Genomic DNA, 17,214 nt, shown 5'->3' with positions numbered 1-17,214 from the left:
GCAAGGTTCCCCCGCATCCTAGCAAAAGCCTGTTGCACAAAATCATCGGCGCCACAACGCACAAGGCCCGGCATGGGCCGGGCCTTGTGGAATCGCCTTGTCCGGGAACTCAGACGCCGGCGCGCTCTTCTTCGGTCACGGCCTTCATCGACAGGCGGATACGGCCCTGCTTGTCGACTTCGAGCACCTTGACCTTGACGATGTCGCCTTCCTTCAGCTTGTCGGAAACCTTCTCGACGCGCTCGTCGGAAATCTGCGACACGTGCACCAGACCGTCCTTGCCCGGCATGATCGTCACGAACGCACCGAAGTCCATCAACTTGGCGACCTTGCCCTCGTAGATGCGGCCCGGCTCGACGTCGGAAGTGATCTGCTCGATGCGCTTCTTCGCCGCTTCACCCGCCTCGCGATTGACCGAGCCGATGATGATGGTGCCGTCATCGCTGATGTCAATCGTGGTGCCGGTCTCTTCGGTGATCGAGCGGATGGTGGCGCCGCCCTTGCCGATCACTTCGCGGATCTTGTCCGGGTGGATCTTGATGGTGATCAGGCGCGGAGCGAACTCGCTCATCTCGGTGCGGGCGGTGCTGAGCGCCTTGCCCATTTCGCCGAGGATGTGCAGGCGGCCACGCTTGGCCTGGGCCAGCGCCACCTTCATGATCTCCTCAGTGATGCCGTCGATCTTGATGTCCATCTGCAGCGCGGAGATGCCATCGGCACTGCCGGCCACCTTGAAATCCATGTCGCCGAGGTGATCCTCGTCGCCCAGGATGTCGGACAGCACCACGAAATCGTTGCCTTCCTTGACCAGGCCCATGGCGATACCGGCCACCGGCGCCTTCAACGGCACACCGGCATCCATCATCGCCAGCGAGGAGCCGCACACCGAGGCCATCGACGAGGAACCGTTGGACTCGGTGATTTCCGAGACCACGCGCACCACGTACGGGAATTCCTCGATGCTCGGCTTGACCGCCTGCACGCCACGCTTGGCAAGGCGGCCGTGACCGATCTCGCGGCGCTTCGGCGCGCCGAAACGGCCGGCTTCACCCACCGAGAACGGGGGGAAGTTGTAGTGGAACAGGAACGGATCCTTCGACTCGCCACCCGGCGCGTCGATGATCTGCGCGTCACGCGTGGTGCCCAGCGTGATGACGACCAGGGCCTGGGTCTCGCCACGGGTGAACAGCGCCGAACCATGCGTACGCGGCAGCACGCCGACGCGGGCGGTGATCGCGCGCACGTCGTCGAGCTGGCGGCCGTCGATGCGCACCTTGGTCCTCAGCACGCTGTCGCGCATGGTGTGGTATTCGAGTTCCTCGAATTCCTTGGCCATCGCGGCGGTGGACCAGCCGTTCTCTTCGGCCTGCGCCTTGAGGCCAGCCAGCACGTCGGCCTTGATCGCGGAGATCGCGTCGCGACGCTCCAGCTTGTCGCGCACCTGGAATGCTGCGGCCAGCTGATCGCCGACCGCGCCCTTGACCGCAGCGACCAGCGACTCGTTGCGCGCCGGTGCCTTCCAGTCCCACGACGGCTTGCCGGCTTCGGTGGCCAGCTCGGCGATGGCGCGGATCGCGGTCTGCATCTGCTGGTGACCGAACATCACCGCGCCGAGCATCACGTCCTCGGACAGCAGCTGTGCTTCGGATTCCACCATCAGCACAGCACCGGCGGTGCCGGCCACGACCAGGTCCAGCTGGGAGGTCTTCAGCTCGGTCTGCGACGGGTTCAGCAGGTACTTGCCGTTGGCATAACCGACGCGGGCGGCGCCGATCGGGCCCTTGAACGGGATGCCGGCCAGGCTCAGCGCGGCAGAGGCGCCGAGCAGGGCCACGATGTCGCCGTCCACTTCCGGGTTCAGCGAGACGACCTGGGCGATCACCTGCACTTCGTTCTTGAAGTCATCCGGGAACAGCGGGCGCACCGGGCGATCGATCAGGCGCGAGGTCAGCGTCTCCTTCTCGGTCGGGCGGCCTTCGCGCTTGAAGAAGCCGCCCGGGATGCGGCCGGCGGAGTAGAACTTCTCGACGTAATCGACGGTGAGCGGGAAGAAATCCTGGCCTTCCTTCTGCTTGGTCGCAGCGACCGCGGTGACCAGCACCACGGTGCCGCCCATGCTGGCCATGACCGCACCGGATGCCTGGCGGGCAATTTCGCCCGTCTCCAGTGTGACTTCGTGATTACCGTACTGGAATGACTTGGTTACTTTTGCCACGTTGATCTTCTCCTCAGTCCTGTGGATTAACGGCGCAGGCCGAGGCGTTCGATCAGGGTCTGATAGCGCGCAAGATCGCGATCCTTCAGATAGCTGAGCAGGCGCTTGCGCTGGTTGACCAGCTTCAGCAGGCCACGGCGGGAGTGGTGATCCTGCTTGTGTTCCTTGAAGTGGCCGGTGAGGTGGTCGATGCGGGCGGACAGCAGGGCCACCTGGACTTCGGTCGAACCGGTGTCGTTCGGCACGCGGCCGAAATCAGCAATGATCTTGCCGGTCTGTTCTGCGGTAAGAGACATGGGTATACGTTTCCTTGAGAAGGCGATGCGAAGCTTGCGCTTGCATCATCGCGATGACGCAAGCGCAAGCTTCGCCTAGTTGAATGAAAGCGTTGAAATAACTTGTCTATTCTACTGATGGGAGCGGTGTTACAACAAGTGTGCAGCGGGTTATTCCGTGTGAATTCGTCAATCGGGCGGCAGGTTGAAGCCGCGCACGATGCGCGCACGCCCTTCGGCATCGGGTTCCAGCAGCGCCAGCAGCGCGCCATCGCTGGCGTACGCCACGCAGCGCCCGGCTTCCGGCAGGCCCGGCAGGACGATCTGCTGGCCACGTGAAATGGCCATGCTCTGCGTCTCATCCAGGCGCAATACCGGCAAGTCGGACAACCCCGCGGAGACCGGCAGCAACCATGCCAGCAAGGCCCCGTCGCCCTGCTCCGCCGCCTGCTCCAACTGCGCCAGGGTCACCATCCGCGGCTCGCGGAACGGCTCGACCCAGATCCGGCGCAACGCGGTCAGGTGGGCACCGCATCCCAGCTCCTCGCCCAGGTCCAGCGCCAGCGAACGGACGTAGGTACCCGAGCCGCATTCCACCAGCAATTGCAGCGTGTCGCCGGTGCGCCCCAGCAACTCGAGTCGATAAACATCCACCTCGCGCGGTGATATCTCGACGGTTTCGCCACGGCGCGCCTTGGCATAAAGCCGTTCGCCGCCCTGTTTCAGCGCGGAATACACCGGCGGCACCTGCAGGATGTGGCCGCGCAATTTGGCCAGCGCCGCCTCGATCATGGCGTCATCGAGTTCCGGCACCGGGCGCTGCCGAACAACTGCACCTTCACTGTCGGCGGTATCCGTGGTGATGCCGAGCCGACATTCGGCCAGGTAGGCCTTGCGCGCACCCAGCAGGCTGCCGGCCAGCTTGGTCGCCTCGCCGAAACACAGCGGTAACAGGCCAGTGGCCAGCGGATCGAGCGCCCCGGTGTGGCCACCCTTGGATGCACGCAACAACCGGCGCACGGCCTGCAGCGCCTGGTTGGAACTCAGGCCCAGCGGCTTGTCGAGCAGCACGATGCCGTGCAGATCACGGAACGGGATGCGCGGCAGTCGGCTCATCGGTTCAGCAACATCCAGGGCAACGGTTCAATCCTGCTTGTCGCCGTCCGGCGGCGCCAGGTCGCGTGCCTGCTGGCGCAGCAGCGATTCGATGCGCTCGCCCTTGTCGACCGAGTCGTCGTACTTGAACTTCAGCTCCGGCACCCGGCGCATGCGCATGCCGCTGTGCGCCAGCGCATGGCGGATCTCATGGCTCATCTCGTTGAGCGCCTTCACCGCCGGCAGTCCCTGCTCGGGCAGCATGGTGGTCACCCACACCGTGGCCCAGTCCAGGTCACGGGTGATTTCCACGTCACAGACACTGGTCGACGGCAAACCGTGATCGCGCACGGCCGCATGCACCAGCAAGCCCAGCTCGCGGCGCAGTTCGGCACCGATGCGGTCAGTACGTTTGAAATCACGGGAAGGCATAAAAACTCCGAAGGACCAACTCCCTTCTCCCCTCGGGAGAAGGTGCCCCGCAAGGGGCAGATGAGGGTTCACGACCTTGATGAAGCTTCACTCAGGCCGTGAACCCTCGCCCCAACCCCTCTACCCGCAAAAGGGACCCCAGGGTCGCCGCAGGGAGAGGGGTTCAGGATCAAAGCGTACGCGCCACTTCGGTGCGTTCGAAGCACTCGATCTGGTCGCCCGGCTTGACGTCGTTGTACTGCTTCACGGCGATGCCGCATTCCATGCCGTTGCGCACTTCGTCGACGAGGTCCTTGAAGCGGCGCAGCGATTCCAGCTCGCCTTCGAAGATCACCACGTGGTCGCGCAGCACGCGGATCGGCTTGCTGCGCTTGACCACACCCTCGGTGACCATGCAGCCAGCCACGGCACCGAACTTGGAACTGCGGAACACGTCGCGCACTTCGGCCGTGCCGATGATGTCCTCGCGTACTTCCATGCCGAGCAGGCCAGTGGCCGCTTGGGTCACCTGGTCGATCACGTCGTAGATGATCGAGAAATAGCGCACGTCCAGGCCATTGGTCTCGATCACCTTGCGCGCCGAGGCGTCGGCGCGCACGTTGAAGCCGATCACCAGTGCCTTCGAAGCCGCTGCCAGCGTGGCATCGGATTCGTTGATGCCGCCGACGCCGGACGAAACCACGTTGACGCGGACCCGCTCGTTGCCGATCTGGGTCAGCGACTCGCGCAGCGCTTCGACCGAACCCTGCACGTCACCCTTGACCAGGATGTTGAGCGTCTGCTGCTCCACGCCCTGGCCCATCTTGGCGATGATGTCCTCAAGCCGGTTGCTCTTGCTGACCATGCGCGTTTCACGACGCTTGAGCTCGCGCTCCTGCGCCACTTCGCGGGCCAGCCGCTCGTCCTCGACACAGACGAAGTCGTCGCCGGTTTCCGGCACGCCGGACAGACCCAGCACCTGCACCGGAATCGACGGGCCGGCTTCGGTCACCTGCTTGCCGGTTTCGTCGATCAGCGCGCGCATGCGGCCGTATTCGACGCCGCAGACCACGAAGTCACCCTTGCGCAGCGTGCCTTGCTGGACCAGCACGGTGGCCACCGGGCCACGGCCGCGGTCCAGGCTGGACTCGATCACCACGCCGGAGGCGCGGCCATCGACGACCGCCTTCAATTCCATCACCTCGGCCTGCACCGAGATCGCGTCGAGCAGGTCCTCGACACCGGCACCGGTCTTGGCCGACACCGGGATGAACTGGACGTCGCCGCCCCAGTCTTCCGGCACCACTTCGTACTGCACCAGACCCTGCTTGACGTTGTCCGGGTTGGCGCCGTCCTTGTCCATCTTGTTGACCGCGACGATCAGCGGCACCTTGGCGGCGCGCGCATGCTTCACCGCTTCCACGGTCTGCGGCATCACGCCGTCGTCGGCCGCCACCACCAGGATCACGATGTCGGTCGACTGCGCGCCACGGGCACGCATCGAGGTGAACGCGGCGTGGCCGGGAGTATCCAGGAACGTGATCACGCCCTTCGACGTTTCCACGTGGTACGCGCCGATGTGCTGGGTGATGCCGCCGGCTTCGCCGGAAGCGACCTTGGTGCGGCGGATGTAGTCGAGCAGCGAGGTCTTGCCGTGGTCGACGTGACCCATGATCGTCACCACCGGCGGGCGTGTGACCTTCTCACCCTCCAGCTCGATGTTCTGGGTGTGCGCCGCCAGCGTCTCCTCGGCGTTGTTCTGGCTATCCGCCACCGGCGTGTGGCCGAGCTCCTCGACCACCAGCACCGCGGTGTCGTGGTCGACGGTCTGGTTGATGGTAGCCATCACGCCCATCTTGAACAGCGCCTTGACCACCTCGGAACCCTTGACCGCCATCTTCTGGGCCAGCTCGGCGACGACGTTGGTATCGCCCACGACCACTTCGCGCACCACCGGCGCGGTGGGTCGCGAGAAGCCGTGCGGGCCGGTCGGTGCGTTGCTGCTGCGCAACAGCTCGCGGCCGCTGCTGCGTCCCGGCTTGCCGCGCTTGCTGCTGGAAGAGCGGCGGGCGCGATCGGCCTCGCTCAGGTGCATCTGCCCACCGGCGAAGCGCTTGCCAGCACTGTCGCGATCACCCTTGCCCTCGACGCTGTCATTGCGTTCGCGCGAATGCTTGGGCTTGCCACGAGCAGTATCGCCGGCGGCGGCTGGCGCGGCCGCACTACCGGGCGTCGCGGCACGAGCCACCGGAGCGGCCGGCGCGGCGGGGGCCACGACCGGCTTGACCAGCTTTTCGCGTTTGCGCGGCTCGTGGATGCGCGGCAGGATCATGCCCAGGTCGCGCTGGTCGATGCGCTGGACAGTTCCCGCCGCGTCATCGCCGGCCACCACGGGCGCCGCTTCGGCCGCCGGTTCCGGCTCGACCTCGACGTGCTCGGCCACGGGCGCTTCGGCAGGACTGGCCACCTCGACCTCGCGCTGCTCCTTTTCGGCCTTCCGCTGCTGTTCGTCCAGGCTGTGTTGTGCCTCCGCCTGGCGGCGCTGTTCAGCCTCGATCCGCTCGCGTTCTTCCTGCTCGCGCTGCTGCTGCGACTCCTGCAGCTTGCGCACGGCCTCCTCGCGCTCGGGTTCGGCGCTGGCCTCCTCGGCAATCACGCTGCGCTTGACGTAGGTGCGCTTGGCGCGCACTTCGACATTGACTGTCTTGGCCGTGCCTGTGGCACCCCGCCCCCCCGGCGCTGCCACCTTCAGCTCGCCGACCGTACGGCGCTTCAGGGTGATCTGGCGCGGCGCGCTGTCGTCGACCTCGGCAGCGACTTCGCCCTTGCCATGCGTGCGGCGCAGGAAGCCAAGCAACTTCACCTTCTCGGTGCTGCTGATGACCTGCTCCTGGTCGGAGAATTTCATGCCTGCCTCGCCGAGCTGCGTCAGCAGCTTGTCGACCGGCATACCCAGTACCTGGGCGAGTTGTTTGATCGTAACGTCCGACATCGTGTTCTTTGCTCCGCCGTTCCCGCGCCTATCGTCTGTGCGGCATCATCTGCGCCGCCGCCTCCATCCGTGCTGAAAGCCTTCCTGAGGAAGCCTTTCCCGGCACACCCCTCCGGGGTGCCGCTGCCCGCGGTTAGCCGCCCTTCTCCAGTCGCGCGATCATCGGCGCACGTGCGGCCATGATCAGTGCGGCGGCACGCTCTTCATCCATGCCCTCGATATCGATCAGGTCGTCCACCGCCAGGTCAGCCAGGTCGTCGACCGTGGTCACCGCGCGCGCAGCCAGCGCAAAGGCAGTTTCCTCGTCCATGCCGTCCAGTGCCAGCAGCTCTTCGGAAGGCTGATGTTCATCGACCCCCTCCTCCACCGCCAGTGCCTCGGTCAGCAGCGCATCGCGGGCGCGGGCGCGCAGCTCCTCGACGATGTCCTCATCGAAGCCCTCCACCGCGAGCAGCTCGGCGCTGGGCACATAGGCGATTTCCTCGATGCTGGAAAAGCCTTCCTGCACGAGGATCACGGCGATCTCCTGGTCCACTTCGAGCTTGTCCATGAACAGCTGGCGCGCGGCCTCCTGCTCGGACTCGCTCTTGGCGGTGACCTGGTCCTGGGTCATCACGTTCAACTGCCAGCCGGTCAGCTTGCTGGCCAGGCGCACGTTCTGGCCGCCGCGACCGATCGCCTGGGACAGCTTGTCCTCGGCCACCGCGATGTCCATCGAGTGCTTTTCTTCGTCCATGATGATGGACTGCACTTCCGCCGGCGCCATCGCGTTGATGACGTACTGCGCCTGGTTCTCGTGCCACAGGATGATGTCGACGCGCTCGCCGTTGAGGTCGTTGGAGACCGCCTGCACGCGCGATCCGCGCATGCCGATGCAGGCGCCGATCGGATCAGTGCGGCTGTCGTGGGCCAGCACGGCGATCTTGGCGCGATCGCCCGGATCGCGCGCGCAGCCCTTGATCTCGACCAGGCCCTGGCCGACTTCCGGCACTTCCAGCTTGAACAGCTCGATCATGAACTCCGGCGCCGCGCGCGACACAAACAGCTGCGGGCCGCGGGCCTCGGAACGCACTTCGTACAGATAACCGCGCACGCGGTCGCCGACGCGGGCCGATTCGCGCGGAATGGTCTTGTCGCGCGGGATGAACGCCTCGGCATTGCTGCCCAGGTCGAGGTAGATGTTGCCGCGTTCGACGCGCTTGACGATACCGGTGACCAGCTCGCCCACGCGATCGGCGAAGGCGTCGACCACCTGCTGGCGTTCGGCCTCGCGCACGCGCTGCACGATCACCTGCTTGGCAGCCTGCGCGGCGATGCGGCCGAATTCGGCGTTCTCGATCTGCTGCTCGATGTATTCGCCCACGGCAGCGTCGGCGCGCTCGTCCAGCGCGTCCATCAGGCGCAACTGATAGGACGGCGATTCCATCTCGCCGTCATCGGCGATGATTTCCCAGCGGCGGAACGTCTCGTACTCGCCGGTGTCGTGGTCGATCGATACGCGGATATCGGGCTCTTCGTCCGGATAGCGCTTCTTCGCGGCCGAGGCCAGCGCGGCCTCCATCGCCTCGAAAATCACTTCCAGCGGCACGCCCTTTTCATTGGCGACCGCGTCGACGACCAGCAAAAGTTCTTTGCTCATTGCAGCAACTCCGTAGGCACCCTTCGGCGTCCGAATCGTTAGCTTTTGCATTCATCCCTGAACGCGAGGATCAAGAAGCGACCATCCGTGGCCGCACTATTCAATACTTGTGCGTTCGTCCTTGAACGCGAAGATCACGAGGCAGCCCTCCATGGCTGCACTCTTCAACAAAGCCTCAATCAGCCTGCTTCTTGCCGGGCGTCTTGCCGCCGGGCTTGGGCTGCGGCGCATAACCGAGCGCCACCCAGTCCGGCACCACGCGCGCGCTTTCCACCAGCGCATGGTCAAATTCGAACGTCTTGCCTTCGGCTTCCAGCACGATGTGCCCGGCCTCTGCCGAAACCAGCTTGCCACGCAGGCGACGGCGGCCTTCCAGCGGCGCCCTCAGCAGCACCTTCACTTCCTGCCCGCTGGCCCGCGCAAACTGTGCGGCGGTGAACAGCGGCCGATCCAGGCCCGGCGAGGAAACTTCCAGCACGTAATGGCCGGGAACCGGATCCTCCACATCCAGCAGGGCGGACAATTCGCGGCTGGCGGTTTCGCAATCCTCGATGCCGACCTCGCGACGCTCGCCGTCGCCCGTTTCCTTGTCCAGCAGGTCCAGGTAGACGCGCAGCGTACTCTGCCCGTGCGACGGGGTGAACTCCACGCCGAGGCATTCCAGGCCAAGATCGACCAGTACCTCGCTGAAACGTTGTGCCAGTGCCTGCGTATCCATGGGTAGCCTTCCCGGATCACTCTTTCAGAACAGCAGAAACAAAAAATGGGCTCCAACGGCCCATTTCCCTATCTCGCCGATGTTCCTCCTCCTCAAGCAGCTCTTTCCGGCGCACGTGACCGCCAGCGGCGATCCGGCACGACGCATCCTTGCGCCCAACAAAAAAGCCTCACGAGGAGGCTTTCTTGCATCAAGAAAGATCTGGTAGCGGGGGCAGGATTCGAACCTGCGACCTTCGGGTTATGAGCCCGACGAGCTGCCAGACTGCTCCACCCCGCATCAGAGTCCGAAGAGTTTACCGGGGTGGCCGGTTTCTTGCAAGCCTCGAATCCACTGCTTTCGGCACAAAGCCGGAATTCACAACCCGAACGCGCGCCGGCACCAACCCAGCAGCGGGCCCCAGTACAGGCCCAGCACCAGCAACGACAGCGCGTTCAGCGACAGCACCACGCGCAGCGGCCGGTCCGGCTGTGCCTGCAATGCACCGCCCTCCTCCGGCTTGTCGAAGTACATCACCTTGACCACGTACAGGTAGTAGTACAGCCCGATGATGGCGAACACGATACCGACGATGGCCAGCCACAACATGTTCGCGTGGATCGCCGCCTCCAGCACCAGCACCTTGGCCCAGAAGCCGAACAGCGGCGGCACGCCGGCCAGCGAGAACATCGCCAGCAACATCAGGAACGCCATCCACGGCGACTTCTGGTTCAGTCCCTTCAGGTCGGTGATTTCCTCGCACTCGAAGCCGGCACGGGTCAGCGCCAGCATCACGCCAAACGCGGCCACGCCCATCAGCGCGTAGCAGATCGCGTAGAACATCGCCGCGGCATAGCCTTCCGGGCCGGCGGCGGAAAGGCCGAGCAGCAGGTAGCCCATGTGCGAGATGGTCGAATACGCCAGCATGCGCTTCAGGTTGGTCTGCACGATTGCGACCAGGTTGCCGATCGCCAGCGAAACCACGGCCAGCACCGCCAGCATCAGCTGCCAGTGCTGCGACAGATCACCCATGCCAGTGTCGAGCAGGCGGTAGGCCATGCCGAACGCGGCCAGCTTGGAGCCCGAGGCGATGAAGGTGGTGACCGGGGTCGGTGCGCCCTGGTAGACGTCAGGTATCCACATGTGGAACGGCGCGGCACCCAGCTTGAAGCCGATGCCCACGATCATGAAGACCAGGCCGAACAGCAGCAGGGTCGGTGCCGTGGTGTAGCTCATCACGTTGTGCAGCTGCGCCAGGTCCAGGGTCGGCGTGCCACCCATGCCGGAAGCGCCGTAGACCATCGACATGCCATACAGCAGCATGCCCGAGGCCAGTGCGCCCAGCACGAAGTACTTGATCGCCGCCTCCGGCGGCAGCTTCGCGTCGCGGTTCAGCGCCACCAGCGCGTATGACGACAGCGAGAGCAGCTCCAGCCCCAGGTAGACGGTGACCAGGCTGCCGGCCGAGACCAGCAGCATGATGCCGATCACCGCGAAGATCATCAGCGTGTAGAACTCGCCGCCGAGCAGCTTGCGGTCGATCAGGTACGGGCGAGCGTAAACGAACACCATCGCGGTGGTGCCCAGCGCAAACACCTTGAGGATCTCGGCCACGTCGTCGCGCACGAACATGTCGCCGAACGCGGTGACCGTCTGCGGCGGCTGGCCGGCGACCACCAGATAGATCGCCACCAGCAGCACCGCGATCGAGATCCAGTGCAGCAGCGGGCGCTGCGCAGGCTTCATGAAGGCGTCCAGCAGCAACAGCAGGCACGCCGCCGCCACCAGGTAGAACTCCGGCAGCAGGATCAGGATGTCATTCAGAGTCGGCATGTCGGGTCCCGATCAAATCTTGTGAATGGCGAGCTGCTGCACCAGCTGCGCCACCGAGTTGTCCATCAGATGGACCAGCGGCTGCGGCCAGATGCCCAGCGCCAGCACGGCGGCGGCAAAGGCGCCCAGCACGAACGTCTCGCGGCCGTTGATCTCCTTCATCTCGGCCACGTGCGGGTTGCCGATCTCGCCCCACAGCACGCGCTTGACCAGCCACAGCGTGTAGCCCGCGCCGATGATCAGGGTGAAGGCGGCGAACAGCGCGATCCACGGGCTGGCGCTGAAGCTGGCCAGAATCACCATGAACTCGCCCACGAAACCGCTGGTGCCCGGCAGGCCGCAGTTGGCCATCGCGAACAGCACGTAGAAGAAGCCGAACCACGGCATCACGTTGATGACGCCGCCGTAGTCCTTGATCAGGCGCGTATGCGTGCGGTCGTACATCACGCCGATGCAGGTGAACATCGCGCCGGAGACGAAGCCGTGCGAGATCATCTGCACCATCGCGCCCTGCATGCCCAGCAGCGCCATGTCGGTATGGCCCTGCTCGCGTACCAGCATGAAGGCGATGAAGATGCCCAGCGTCACGAAGCCCATGTGCGCCACGGATGAGTACGCCACCAGCTTCTTCATGTCCTCCTGCACCAGCGCGACGTAGCCGATGTAGACGATCGCGATCAGGCTCAGCACGATGACGATCCACGCGAAATGCGCACCGGCGTCAGGCACGATCGGCAGGATGAAGCGCAGCATGCCGTAGGTGCCGACCTTCAGCATCACCGCCGCCAGCACTACCGAACCGCCGGTCGGCGCCTCGACGTGGGCGTCCGGCAGCCAGGTGTGCACCGGCACCATCGGCACCTTGATCGCGAAGGCGATCAGGAACGCGAAGAAGATCCAGGCCTGCTCGGTGAACGTCAGCGGCAGCGCGGCCAGCGTGGCCAGGTCGAACGTGTGCGCTTTCTGGTACAGGTACAGCAGCGCGATCAGCATGAAGACCGAGCCGAAGAACGTGTAGATGAAGAACTTCAGCGTGGCGTAAACGCGGCGCGGACCACCCCAGATACCGATCAGGATGAACATCGGGATCAGGATCGCCTCGAACAGCGCATAGAACAGCAGCGCGTCGGTGGCGCAGAACACGCCGATCAGCAGGCCTTCGAGGATCAGCATCGCGGCCATGTACTGGTGCGGCTTGTCCTGGATGACCTCCCACGCACCGGCGACCACCAGGATACCGACGAAGGTGGTCATCACGATCAGCGCCACCGAGATGCCATCCACCGCCAGGCCGTAATGCACGCCCCACGAGGCGATCCACAGGTGGCTTTCGACCAGCTGCATCGCGGCGCCGGCGGGGTTGTACTGCACCAACAGGAACAGACTGGCCACGAAGGCGAGCACCGCCACCAGCAGCGACAGCCAGCGGGCGAGGTTGGGTCGGGCCGAGCCGGCAAGCAGCACCGGGATGGCGCCGACGACGGGTAGCCAGATCAGCAGGCTGAGCAAGTGATTGAACATGGATCCCGTTTCCCTTAATGCCCGGCCAGCCCGGCCCCGACCAGCCAGTACCCGCCAAGCAGCAGGATCAGGCCGAGGATCATCGCGAAGGCGTAGTGATAGAGGTAGCCCGACTGCAGGCGGCGCATCGTGGCAGCGACGCGGTGCACCAGGCTCACCGAACCGTTGACCATCGCGTCGTCGATCACCGCCGTGTCGCCCGCCTTCCAGAACAGGCGACCCAGCTTGACGCCACCACGGGCGAACAGCGCGTAGTACACGTCGTCGACCCAGTACTTGCGGTCCAGCACCGTCCACAGCGGCTTCAGCGCGGACTTGATGCGATCGGCCAGCGCCGGGTTGAACAGGTAGATGTAGGTGGTGGTCACGAACGCGACGAGCACCAGCACGAACGGCAACTGGGTGAACCCGTGCAGCGCCATCGCCGCCGCGCCGTGGAACTCGTGGCTCAACTCGGCCAGCACGTCGTTGGCTTCCTCGACATGGATCGCGCCGCCGAACCAGTTGCCGAACAGCGTGGGACCGACGGTGAAGAAGCCGACCAGCAGCGACGGGATCGCCAGCAGCACCAGCGGCAGCGTCACCACCCACGGCGATTCCTTCGGCGCATGCGCCAGCACGCCCGGCTCGTGATGGCCATGGTCGTCGTGATGGTCATGCCCGTGCGAGGCAACCACCTTGAAGCGCTCCTTGCCGTGGAAGGTCAGGTACATCTGGCGGAACGTGTACAGCCCCGTCACCAGCGCACCGACCATCACGCAGAAGTAGGCGTAGTGCGCGCCCCAGCGGTGCGACAGGCCGACCGCCTCGATGATCGCGTCCTTCGAATAGAAGCCCGAGGTGAACGGCACCGCCACCAGCGCCAGCGAACCGATCCACATGGTGATCCAGGTGATCGGCATGTACTTGCGCAGGCCGCCCATGTAGCGCATGTCCTGCTCGTGGTGCATCGCGATGATCACCGAGCCGGCACCGAGGAACAGCAGCGCCTTGAAGAACGCGTGGGTCATCAGGTGGAACACGGCACCGCTGTACATCGACACGCCCAGCGCCACCGTCATGTAGCCCAGCTGCGACAGCGTGGAGTACGCAATCACCCGCTTGATGTCGTTCTGCACGATGCCGATCAAGCCGGTGAACAACGCGGTGGTGGCGCCGATCACCAGCACGAAGCTCAGTGCGGTCGACGACATCTCGAACAGCGGTGACATGCGCGCCACCATGAAGATGCCGGCGGTGACCATCGTGGCCGCATGGATCAGCGCGGAGATCGGGGTCGGACCTTCCATCGAGTCGGGCAGCCACACGTGCAGCGGCACCTGCGCCGACTTGCCCATGGCGCCGACGAACAGCAGGATGCAGATCACTGTGGCCGCTTCCCACTGCGTGTTCGCGGTGATCTGCAGGGTCTTGCCGGCCAGGCCGGGGGCCGCGGCGAACGCGGTGGCGTAGTCCAGCGTGCCGAGGAAATACAGCACCGCCGCGATGCCGAGCAGGAAGCCGAAGTCGCCCACGCGGTTGACCAGGAACGCCTTCAGGTTGGCGAAGATCGCGGTCGGCCGCTTGTACCAGAAGCCGATCAGCAGGTACGACACCAGGCCCACCGCTTCCCAGCCGAAGAACAGCTGCATGAAGTTGTTGCTCATGACCAGCATGAACATCGAGAAGGTGAACAGCGAGATGTAGCTGAAGAAGCGCGTGTAGCCGTCGTCGTCGGCCATGTAGCCGATGGTGTAGACATGCACCAGCAGCGACACGAAGCTCACCACCACCAGCATCAGCGCGGTCAGCCGGTCGACCATGAAGCCGACGCTGGCGTTGAACGGACCGATCTGGAACCAGGTGTAGATGTTCTGGTTGTATTCGGCCGCGCCACCCAGGGTGAGCTGGTACAGCACGTAGAACGACAGCGCACACGACACCGCCACGCCGAGGATGGTGACGGTATGCGAACCGGCGCGGCCCAGGAACTTGCCCAGGAAGCCGGCCAGCACGCAGCCGACCAGCGGCGCCAGTGCGATCGTCAGCAGGATGGAAGTCGAAAGCTGCATCGGGTCAACCCTTCATGCTGTCGATGTCGGCGATATTGATCGTGCTGCGCGTACGGAACAGCAGCACCAGGATCGCCAGGCCGATGGCGGCTTCCGCCGCGGCCACGGTGAGGATGAAGAACACGAATACCTGCCCGGAAACGTCGCCGAGGAAGCGAGAGAACGCCACGAAGTTCATGTTCACGGCGAGCAGCATCAGCTCGATCGACATCAACAGCACGATCACGTTCTTGCGATTGATGAACATGCCGGCGACGGCGATGCAGAACAGCACCGCGCCGAGCACGATGTAGTGCGCGAGCGAGATCATGGCTGCGGCTCCTGGGGTGCGGTCGGTTCATCGGGACGGACGGCGGCCATCTTCACGATACGCACGCGGTCGCGCGGATCGACCTTGACCTGCTGGCTGGCCGACTCGTAGCGCGCGTCGCGGCGCTCGCGCAGGGTCAGTGCCACCGCCGCCACGATGCCCACGGTAAGGATCAACGCAGCGATCTCGAACGGCAACAGGAACTTCGTGTACAGCGCACGCCCGAGCCACTCGGTGTTGGACATGCCCGCAGCGATGGCGGGGTCGGCGCCCATGATGTGCGCCTGCATCGCGCGCACGCCGATCAGGCCGAGCATTTCCGCCAGCATCACCACGGCCACGATCAGGCCGACCGGCAGGAATTTGACGAAGCCTTCGCGCATCTTTTCCTGGTCGATGTCGAGCATCATCACCACAAACAGGAACAGCACCATCACCGCGCCGACATAAACGACGATCAGCGCGAGTGCCAGGAATTCCGCCTCAAGCAGCAGCCACAGGCAGGCAGCACTGAAGAAGGTGAGCACCAGCGCCAGCACTGCGTGCACGGAGTTCTTCAGCGTGATCACCGACAGCGCCGCAGCCACGGTGACGAAGCCGAAGGCGTAGAAACAGATGAGTTGAAACAGTTGGGGATTCATCGTTGGCCTCAGCGGTACGCCGCATCCTGCGCGCGGTCAGCGGCGATCTGCTGTTCGAAGCGATCGCCGATGGCAAGCAGCTGCTGCTTGTCCACCACGTTCTCGCCGCGGTGTTCGAAGTGGTACTCGTGGATCGATGTCTCGACGATCGAGTCGACCGGGCAGCTCTCTTCGCAGAAGCCGCAGAAGATGCACTTGAACAGGTCGATCTCGTAGCGGGTGGTGCGGCGCTGACCGTCGCTCTCGCGCGGCGCGGAGTCGATGGTGATCGCCAGCGCCGGGCACACCGCCTCGCACAGCTTGCAGGCGATGCAGCGCTCCTCGCCGTTCGCGTAGCGACGCAACGCGTGCAGGCCGCGGAAGCGGTTCGACTTGGGGATGTGCTCCATCGGGTAGCGCATCGTGTACTTCGGCTTGAACAGGTAGCGCAGGGTCAGCCCCATGCCCTGGAACAGCTCGACCAGCAGCAGACTCTTGAAATAACCGGTAACGCGATTCATGGCTTATGCCCCCGTGCCGATGCTGACCAGACCCCAGTATTTCAGGCAGCCAGCCACGAAAACCCATGCGATGGCGATGGGGATGAACACCTTCCAGCCCAGCCGCATGATCTGGTCATAGCGATAGCGCGGGAACGTGGCGCGGAACCACAGGAACATGAACGAGAACAGGAATGCCTTGAGCAGCAGCCAGGGGAAACCGCCATGGCCGATGAAGCCCCACGAGGCCGGGAACGGCGACAGCCAGCCGCCCATGAACAGCACTGCGGCCAGGAAGCTGACCAGGATCATGTTGGCGTATTCGGCCAGGAAGAACAGCGCGAACGCCGAACCGGAATATTCCACGTGGAAACCGGCCACGATTTCCGACTCGCCCTCGGCCACGTCGAACGGCGCACGGTTGGTCTCGGCCACGCCGGAGATGAAATAGACCACGAACACCGGCAGCAGCGGCAGCCAGAACCAGTCGAAGATGCCCTTGCTGCCGGCCTGCGCATTGACGATCGCGCTGAGGTTCAGCGAACCGGCCAGCACCAGCACGCAGACCAGGCACAGGCCCATCGCCAGTTCGTAGGAGATCACCTGCGCTGCCGAACGCATCGCACCGAGCAGCGCATAGCGCGAGTTGGACGCCCAGCCGGCGATGATGATGCCGTACACACCCATCGAGGTCATCGCCAGCAGGTACAGCACGCCGGCGTTGGCGTTCGACAGCACCATCGTGCTGCTGAACGGAACCACGGCCCATACCGCCAGCGCGGGGACCAGCGCGATCATCGGCGCCATGTAGTACAGGAAGCGGTTCGCCTTGGTCGGCAGGATCACTTCCTTGATCAGCAGCTTGACCACGTCGGCGAAAGCCTGCAGCAGGCCGAACGGACCGATCTTGTTCGGCCCCATGCGCACGTGCATCCAGCCGAGGACCTTGCGCTCCCAGTACACGAACATCGCCACCGCCAGCACCAGTGGCAGCACGATCGCCAGGATGTACAGGATCGGCACGACGAGCTGATGGATGAGTTGATCAAGCATCT

At 64.6% G+C, this 17,214-nt stretch carries 14 protein-coding genes and 1 tRNA gene; all 15 read right to left on the bottom strand.

All coding sequences use genetic code 11. The features are described 5' to 3' along the window. Window positions 1-109: 109 nt before the first annotated feature. The 15 genes from pnp to nuoH all read right to left on the bottom strand — a co-directional run bounded on the left by pnp (window position 110) and on the right by nuoH (window position 17,212). On the bottom strand, window positions 110-2,215 hold the full coding sequence (gene pnp, locus QQA13_RS06965; RefSeq protein ID WP_108471337.1) for a polyribonucleotide nucleotidyltransferase: 2,106 nt from the start codon (window positions 2,213-2,215) through the stop codon (window positions 110-112). Between the two features lie 26 nt (window positions 2,216-2,241). After that, the gene (gene rpsO, locus QQA13_RS06960; protein WP_007513234.1) at window positions 2,242-2,511 is read right to left on the bottom strand and encodes a 30S ribosomal protein S15; all 270 of its coding nucleotides are present in this window, start codon (window positions 2,509-2,511) and stop codon (window positions 2,242-2,244) included. Between the two features lie 168 nt (window positions 2,512-2,679). Next, window positions 2,680-3,606 (bottom strand): tRNA pseudouridine(55) synthase TruB, encoded by a 927-nt coding sequence (gene truB, locus QQA13_RS06955; RefSeq protein ID WP_108471338.1) that lies wholly within the window; start codon window positions 3,604-3,606, stop codon window positions 2,680-2,682. Window positions 3,607-3,633: 27 nt separating this feature from the next. Further along, window positions 3,634-4,017 carry a 30S ribosome-binding factor RbfA gene (gene rbfA / locus QQA13_RS06950; protein ID WP_108471339.1) on the bottom strand — a complete coding sequence of 128 codons (384 nt, stop codon included), beginning with the start codon at window positions 4,015-4,017 and terminating at the stop codon, window positions 3,634-3,636. Window positions 4,018-4,186: 169 nt separating this feature from the next. Further along, a complete protein-coding gene (gene infB / locus QQA13_RS06945; protein WP_108471340.1) occupies window positions 4,187-6,988 on the bottom strand; it encodes a translation initiation factor IF-2 in 2,802 nt (933 codons plus the stop codon). Between the two features lie 133 nt (window positions 6,989-7,121). Beyond that, a complete protein-coding gene (gene nusA / locus QQA13_RS06940) occupies window positions 7,122-8,627 on the bottom strand; it encodes a transcription termination factor NusA (protein WP_108471341.1) in 1,506 nt (501 codons plus the stop codon). Between the two features lie 175 nt (window positions 8,628-8,802). Further along, the gene (rimP, locus tag QQA13_RS06935) at window positions 8,803-9,345 is read right to left on the bottom strand and encodes a ribosome maturation factor RimP (RefSeq protein WP_108471342.1); all 543 of its coding nucleotides are present in this window, start codon (window positions 9,343-9,345) and stop codon (window positions 8,803-8,805) included. A gap of 202 nt (window positions 9,346-9,547) precedes the next feature. Then, window positions 9,548-9,624, bottom strand: a tRNA-Met gene (locus QQA13_RS06930). A gap of 78 nt (window positions 9,625-9,702) precedes the next feature. After that, window positions 9,703-11,157, bottom strand: coding sequence for an NADH-quinone oxidoreductase subunit NuoN (gene nuoN, locus QQA13_RS06925; protein ID WP_108471343.1), 1,455 nt, complete (start codon window positions 11,155-11,157; stop codon window positions 9,703-9,705). Between the two features lie 12 nt (window positions 11,158-11,169). Then, entirely contained in the window at window positions 11,170-12,678 is a 1,509-nt protein-coding gene (locus QQA13_RS06920) for a complex I subunit 4 family protein (RefSeq protein ID WP_108471344.1), read from the bottom strand. A 14-nt stretch (window positions 12,679-12,692) separates the two neighbouring features. Beyond that, a complete protein-coding gene (gene nuoL / locus QQA13_RS06915) occupies window positions 12,693-14,729 on the bottom strand; it encodes an NADH-quinone oxidoreductase subunit L (protein ID WP_108471345.1) in 2,037 nt (678 codons plus the stop codon). Between the two features lie 4 nt (window positions 14,730-14,733). Continuing rightward, window positions 14,734-15,039, bottom strand: coding sequence for an NADH-quinone oxidoreductase subunit NuoK (gene nuoK / locus QQA13_RS06910; RefSeq protein WP_108471346.1), 306 nt, complete (start codon window positions 15,037-15,039; stop codon window positions 14,734-14,736). Beyond that, the gene (locus QQA13_RS06905; protein ID WP_108471347.1) at window positions 15,036-15,680 is read right to left on the bottom strand and encodes an NADH-quinone oxidoreductase subunit J; all 645 of its coding nucleotides are present in this window, start codon (window positions 15,678-15,680) and stop codon (window positions 15,036-15,038) included. Before QQA13_RS06905 ends, nuoK begins: the two co-directional genes overlap by 4 nt. Before the next feature lie 8 nt (window positions 15,681-15,688). Then, entirely contained in the window at window positions 15,689-16,180 is a 492-nt protein-coding gene (gene nuoI / locus QQA13_RS06900) for an NADH-quinone oxidoreductase subunit NuoI (RefSeq protein ID WP_108471348.1), read from the bottom strand. A gap of 3 nt (window positions 16,181-16,183) precedes the next feature. Beyond that, window positions 16,184-17,212: an NADH-quinone oxidoreductase subunit NuoH gene (nuoH, locus tag QQA13_RS06895; protein ID WP_108471349.1), complete on the bottom strand. Its 1,029-nt coding sequence runs from the start codon at window positions 17,210-17,212 to the stop codon at window positions 16,184-16,186. Window positions 17,213-17,214 lie beyond the last annotated feature (2 nt).

This window comes from Rhodanobacter thiooxydans, from assembly GCF_030291135.1.
Lineage (GTDB): Bacteria > Pseudomonadota > Gammaproteobacteria > Xanthomonadales > Rhodanobacteraceae > Rhodanobacter > Rhodanobacter thiooxydans_A.
This window is presented reverse-complemented; position numbering and strand designations above follow the sequence as displayed.